Annotated in this window: 5 protein-coding genes and 1 pseudogene (1 of these 6 only partly in view); all 6 read right to left on the reverse strand. The window is 60.1% G+C overall.

Translation table 11 applies throughout. The annotated features are described in order from the left end of the window. Positions 1 to 1,613, reverse strand: a 1,613-nt coding sequence (locus tag VZP09_RS11420) for a type VI secretion system Vgr family protein (protein ID WP_328795145.1), incomplete at its 3' end; no start/stop codon positions are given. A gap of 150 nt (positions 1,614 to 1,763) precedes the next feature. Next, positions 1,764 to 1,888: pseudogene (locus VZP09_RS11425) on the reverse strand (hypothetical protein). Between the two features lie 183 nt (positions 1,889 to 2,071). Then, complete coding sequence (locus VZP09_RS11430; protein ID WP_328795146.1) at positions 2,072 to 3,769, reverse strand: OmpA family protein; 1,698 nt, start codon at positions 3,767 to 3,769, stop codon at positions 2,072 to 2,074. Between the two features lie 3 nt (positions 3,770 to 3,772). Further along, a complete protein-coding gene (tssL, locus tag VZP09_RS11435) occupies positions 3,773 to 4,426 on the reverse strand; it encodes a type VI secretion system protein TssL, short form (protein ID WP_032415141.1) in 654 nt (217 codons plus the stop codon). Next, positions 4,423 to 5,763 (reverse strand): type VI secretion system baseplate subunit TssK, encoded by a 1,341-nt coding sequence (gene tssK, locus VZP09_RS11440; RefSeq protein ID WP_032415142.1) that lies wholly within the window; start codon positions 5,761 to 5,763, stop codon positions 4,423 to 4,425. The genes tssL and tssK overlap by 4 nt, the downstream gene beginning before the upstream one ends. Before the next feature lie 237 nt (positions 5,764 to 6,000). Further along, a protein-coding gene (locus VZP09_RS11445) for a hypothetical protein (RefSeq protein WP_328795484.1) crosses the window boundary here: on the reverse strand, positions 6,001 to 6,239 show its 3' portion. The gene runs 40 nt beyond the window's last position; only the last 239 of its 279 coding nucleotides appear in the window; its start codon lies off the right edge, out of view — the gene reads right to left on this strand; it ends in the stop codon at positions 6,001 to 6,003.

Raw genomic sequence — 6,239 nt, forward strand, 5'->3', positions numbered from 1 at the left:
CCCTCGCCCCGCAACTCCCTTTGCGCATTCACGTTATGCCCCAGGTTCAGCTGCGTCTTGCCGCCGTACTCGGTGCTGAGCTTGATATGCTCCTCGCCGCGCTTATCCTCCATTCGCAGCTTATTATTGGCCGGAGTACGAATCACATTGCGGGTGCTGTTTTTCTCCGTCACAGGGTCGACATGCCGCGAGTCATGCAGCGCATGCGCAATATACGGCCGGTCGGGATCGCCTTCGTGGAAAGCAATCGCCACCTCCGTGCCCTGGATCAGCGGGAAGTGAAAGCCGTACACGTCGCCGCCGTAGGGTTTGGCGAGACGCACCGGCATGCTTTCCTGCCCCTGCCCTTTCTCATCTCTGTCAGGGTCAAATTTCACCCGGTACAGGCCGGACGCATCCTGCCAGGCGTAGATATCATTCGCTTTCGCGCTGGTCACCCGCGCCGTCATGGTGCCAGTCACCTTCGGGCGCGGCGGCAGCGGCGGACGCCAGCACAATGTTTCGCTGTAGGGCACCGCCAGCAGGGACACCCGCAGCGCCTCCCGGCGGCTGGCGGTAAAACCGGTGCCGGTGATTAACAGCGGATCCTGTATGGGCGCAGGCAGGGTCGACGGCAGGCTGTCGGTAACGGTCAGCACCTGGGCCGGCGCCAGCCAGGCTGCAGTACTGCTCGCGGTAATAAGCGTCTGGTGAGCCAGAAAACGCTCATGGTCGAGGCGGGCATAGAAGTTGGCGGTCTCCGTCTGCGGGTCGATTTTATCGCCACGCTCCCGGTGGCGAAGCTTATAGTGGTATACCTCACCGTAAGTGATGCCTTCACCATTTCCCCGGGTCATATCCGCTGTTGCCGACTGGAGAACGCTCTGCGCATCGCGGGGGTTATAATCCCGGGTAGTGACGTTCGCCTCTACGACATTGTGCGTGATGTTCAGACCCCATATCGATTCCGTACCGCTGTCGCTCATCCCGGACGGGCTGTTTACAGGAAGTGTTTTATCGAACATCAGCGCCCGCTGCGCGTCGGCGAAGTGGACCACTTCGCTCTGGGCCTCTTCCTGCAGGGTGAAGAAATAAAATATCCCCACCTCNGCCAGCAGGCGCTGGATAAACGCCAGGTCGCTCTCCTGATACTGATTAATTTGCTCGCGCCGCGGATAGTGTTGCTTGAGATTAAACTCATACTCCCAGTCATGGAGGTGATGTTCCTGCAATACCTGCTCCACCACCTCCGGNACCGATTTGTTGACGAAAAAACGATGGCTGCGAAACTGTTTATCCAGCAGGGAGAGAAACGGCTGGAGGGTTATCTGATAGGTCGACTGATCTTCAGAACGATTGACGCGCCGGAAGGTGGTAATCACACCATGGACGCGTTTGCAGTCCGCCAGCTGCTGCAGTGCGCCGCCGCCCATCGTCAGCATGGCGGGTTTGCTCAGGAGCTGTGCGGCATCAATATTTTTCTCTGCGCTGGTAAACGTAATAGTGTAATAATAAAGTTCACTCAGTTTTTCTGCCCCACTGAATTCTTCCACATCCAGCGATGCGGTACATGAAGGAATATCCAGCTGGTAACGGTTAAGGGTGGTGCCGGTAATTATTGAAGAGGTATCCATTATATTCCTGTTTTACTCCGCTGTAATGACTATCAAAAATCAATTCACAGGACGCCCTGTTTAATTTTGTTTAATGATAATCATCTCATTCATCATAAATATATTTATGTGCATATCGATATATCAGATACCCCACCAGGAGTTTCGTAACTAAAAGGTAACCCCAGGGATATTTATATTCACTGACTGAGAAATAAAAAAAGCAGCCAGAAACCGGAGCCTTCAACGTTTATCGCCGCCAGCATTTCTCTGCCACTGTCCTTAGCGCTATCCATAATGATCTCCTTTATCCATCCCCTTTCCCGAGCTTCATCCCCGCAGAGGCTTCGCTTAGCCGACAAGATTGACTGGCTGCAGGCACGCTACCGCCCATCGCTGTTTCCTGTTTATCAGGGACCCGTAGCGCACAAGGTCAGGCAGGCAGATTGTTGTTCAACCTCCGCGATCGGGGTCGCTGATTACTCGGTTTCGCTTTTTAATCCGTTAGTCTCTGCTCCTGAGGTATTGGCCGTGCCCGGCGTCAGACAGGCGTCCTTCTGCGGGACCAGACTGATCTCCACCCGGCGATTTTGCGCCCGCCCCTCTGGCGTCTCGTTGCTGGCGACAGGACGGCTTGCGCCGTAGCCCTGCACCGCAAAACAGCTCACCGGCACATCGCCGGTATCGCGCATCCAGTCGCGGACCGCCTCGGCACGCTTCAGGGAGAGTTGTTGATTGGATCTATCGTTGCCGATGCTGTCGGTATGGCCTGCCACCACGATCAGCCAGCCGGGTTTGGCCTTAATGCCCAGCAGCGAGTTCACCAGCAGCTTTGTCAAACCCGGTTTCAGCGTCGATTTGCCGGTATCGAACAGCGCCATGCTATCGAGGCGGATCGTCTGCGGCCCCTGCACAACCTGCTTAATGACCGGACGCGGCGGCGGGGGCGGCGCCCAGTCATTGATAGCGGCTTCAACGAAGGGGATCAGCCGCCCCCCCTGATACAGCCCCAGCCGATAACGCAGCGGCTCCCCCCGGCGCAACCAGTCATCCAGCTGGCGGCTGTCGGCACGCAGACGCTGCTGCGCCTGCAGCTTCGGCGTCGGCGGCGTGCCGCTGAGGCGGTGATACACCGCCAGATGATCGCCGACGCTGCGCACCAGGCGCTGGTTGTTGATAAAGGAAGCCAGCATCGCCAGCGCCAGAAAGAGGAAGCCCACCCCAGCGGCAAGACCGGCATCGCGCATCCGGCGGCTGACCCCGTGGCGGTGCGGCAGTGACGACAGAAGAAGATCCGGCAGCGGGTGAGGACCTGGCGCCGCGTCGTTGCCCGGGGAGAGCGTGGTGATCGCGGCGATTTGCTGTTGCCAGAGGTTATTCGCCACCGCCGCCACCGGTGTCAGGCAGATGCCCGCGGCACACAGGTTCAGCGGAGGAAGTTCCGCCTGCCNGGCGCGGAATGGCCGGAACAGAGCGTTTTCGGCCAAGGTCAGGATGCTCTCCAGCCACAGCGTCTGATGCAGGCGTGAGGCAGGGCTGCCCTCCCGCTGCCACCCGGCAACCGACTGGGGCGCTTGTCCCTTCTGCTGCACCTGGAGCCCAGGCCTCTCCGGCGTGATGGTAAACCAGCGGCTTTGCCCTGCCTGGCCGCCTGGCGGCGTCACCCAGAACACGCTCCACACCGGCGGCAGACCGTTTAGCCAGGTTCGGCACTCAACGATACTCCGCCGCCAGTCGCGCAGCGACTGCGCCAGATGCTCCCCGGAGGGGTGGTGCTCCGGTACCACCGCCAGCAGCACGGAAACCTGCGATACCAGCGCCGGACGCGCCGCCGCCAGGTACTGCGCCAGCCCCGGCAATTGCTCCGCGCTGTCTCCCCGTAGATACCAGCCGTGACGGGTTTCGCCGTGCGCCGAACGCCCGGGAAACAGACCGTCGGTATCCCCGCAGACCAGAACCACTGCCCCCTGAAAATCCTCGGGCGGCAGGACGATTTCCGATCGCTGACGGCTGACTGCCCGGCGACGCTGACGCCAGAGCGCCGCGCCGCCCGCCAGCAGGATGCACAGACTGAAGATCACCTGGTTGCCGATGGACAGCGGCCAGAAGCCCAGCACCAGCCACAGGGCCAGGATGACGGTCAGTAGCGTAAGCAGACGACGGGCGTTATCACGCATCTCTTATCCCTGCCCTGCTATCTGCGCCACCATCTGTGACAGCACGGAGGAGAAGGTCAACCACAGCGCCGCCAGCGCCACAATGCCAGCCGCCCAGCCGCACCAGTACATCCGCCGTCCGCTGCGCAGCCGGGAGGCACGAACCACCACCGGCGCCTCCTGGGTCAGGCTGAACGGCGGGACCCGCGCGCCAAGCGCTTGCGCCACGTCCTCACGCCGTTCGTCATCCTCGGCGCGGTACTGTCCGACAAACCCCAGTTGCAAAGTACGATAGAAACAAGTCAGCACTGCCGCATCCGCCGTGGGCTCTCGCAGCAGCTGGCGGATCCGTTCCCAGAGCTCTTCCCCGGCGTTGAGAGTGCTGAAAAAGCGCGCCTGCAGCGGATCCTTGCGCCACCTGCGGTAGCCATCATCCTGACTGGCGCGGTTGAGGACGCTCTCATCGAGCAGCGCGCAGTAGGCATAGAGCATCTGCTCAGCGCTGGCTTCACTGACTCCCCCCGCCGTCAGCGCCTCGCGCGCCTCGGTCACCCATCGACAGGCCTGGCGATAGAGCGCCTCGCCATCGGTCACCGGCTGGCCGCAGCGTAACTGGCTGACCATCAGCCAGCCCGGGTAAAAGGTTTTGTTGATCAGATCGCTTTCAGAGGTATTCATGAGCGCAGTACCGCAAAGAGTTCAAGTTTCACGTCGCCAAGCGATTCCGGGGTATAGAAGGTGCAGTTGCCGGCCTCCAGCATCGTGCGGGCGGCGTCGGTGGAGAGATCCAGAGCGAAATATTGGTTTTCCAGACGTAGCGGAATGGCCGCCGGCACATGGCTCAGCGGTTTGATCGCGATGCCGCTGAGGGCAATATTGACGACCTCGGCGACATCATCATGGCTACCCGCCTTACAGAGCTGCGGAAAGCGGCTCTGTAGCTGGTGAGGGGGGAGTGAAGAGCGCACCGACAGATAAAAATCCGCCCCCTCGCGCAGCCGCGCATCGTGCAGCCTGCCCCGCCAGATCTCCCGGTCGGCGCCCTGCTCCAGAGCGATGGCGATCACCCTTGAGGGCAGGCTGACTTCGAGCAGCGTATCCAGCAGGGCAAACAGCGGTGGGAATACCTGCTCTGGCGAGGCATGCCGGTAGCGGGGGATTGCTTCCAGATGATGTTCAAGGGAGAAAGTCAGCAGACTGCCGGCCAGCCTGGCCAGTTCGCGATAGAGCAGCTCCGGATGGCGCGAAGGGTCCTGATGCAGCTCGCTGAGCACCGGTTCAGCGCTGTTCAGCGCGTTGAGCAGCCAGAACAGGGAAACATCCGCCACGGCAAAATCAGCCATCCGCGCATTGCTTTCACGACGCATGGCCATCAGGCGTCTGCGTCGGGCCTGCAGGCGATGTAACAGCTCGCCCAGCTCGCTGACCAGCGTCGGGCTTGCCGCCAGCGACAGCAGCGGCGGGATGAATTCCGGGTCAACGATCCACTGCCCCTGGGCGTCGCGCACCAGACGCGCTACCGGGCAGGTGAGAAAGGCTGCATTTTCCTCGGTGGAGAGACGCAGCGTTAGCGCGTGCCGCAGAACGGCCAGCTCGCTGCGTTCATGGCCGGCCAGCTCCTGGACGGTCACCTGCTCGGCGCGCCAGCGNCGCGGGCGGGCGCTCTCCTGGCCGTCATCAAGATTGCCGCCGCTGGCGCTGAGCAGCGGCAGAGCGAGCAGAACCTCCACGCTGTCCTGCATCACGTCCGATACATCGCGGACCGGTGGCAAAATATCCGCCAGCTCGGTGTCAATCAGCGTTCCGTCGGCGAAACGCACGATCAGCCGGGTAGCGTTGAGCCGGGAAAGGGTGAGCGCGCTCGCGTCAAACTCCGCGCGCAATACCCCCCACGGGTGGGCGAGAGCCATGCGGGAGACCGTATCGGCGACGTGCGCGTCCCAGCGGGCCTGTTGCTGAAACTGCTGCGGGACCAGAAAAGCCCCGTCGCGCCATAATGGGCGGAAAATCTTCATTGCACCTCCTGTGCCTTTCACTTTCATTGGTCTGCAGACAGGACCAAATGCCCGGACGGATATCCCTCATCCGCCGTGTGTTCGGCTGGATTTATTACCTGCCGCTTCAGGGAAAGGAAATATCTCCCCTGCCCGCGAGAGTTTCGAAGTCAGATGGTATTTTTTGGTCAAGGGATGTTTATCATAAAGCGAAAGAGTCAGGGGGAGGTAACGCTTGGCCCTAAATAATATCTGAATTCAACCCAAGGTAGCTTTATTGCTCTCGGTCATCACATGTAGAAGGAATATTCCATAAGCGACCCTTTTATTATTTTCCTGTTGAATATTAATTAGCGAATTAATCCCTCCGTCAGGAATATTTATATTTACCTTAAATATAAATAATAATAAAAATATCACCGCAATCGATATACCCTCAGTAGCGCTGAGTCCAGAATCTCCCCCGGCAACTGCCAGATACCCGGAGGAGCGCCCCG

This window comes from Klebsiella sp. EMBS2024 (genome assembly GCF_036233805.1).
Taxonomy (GTDB): domain Bacteria; phylum Pseudomonadota; class Gammaproteobacteria; order Enterobacterales; family Enterobacteriaceae; genus Klebsiella; species Klebsiella pneumoniae.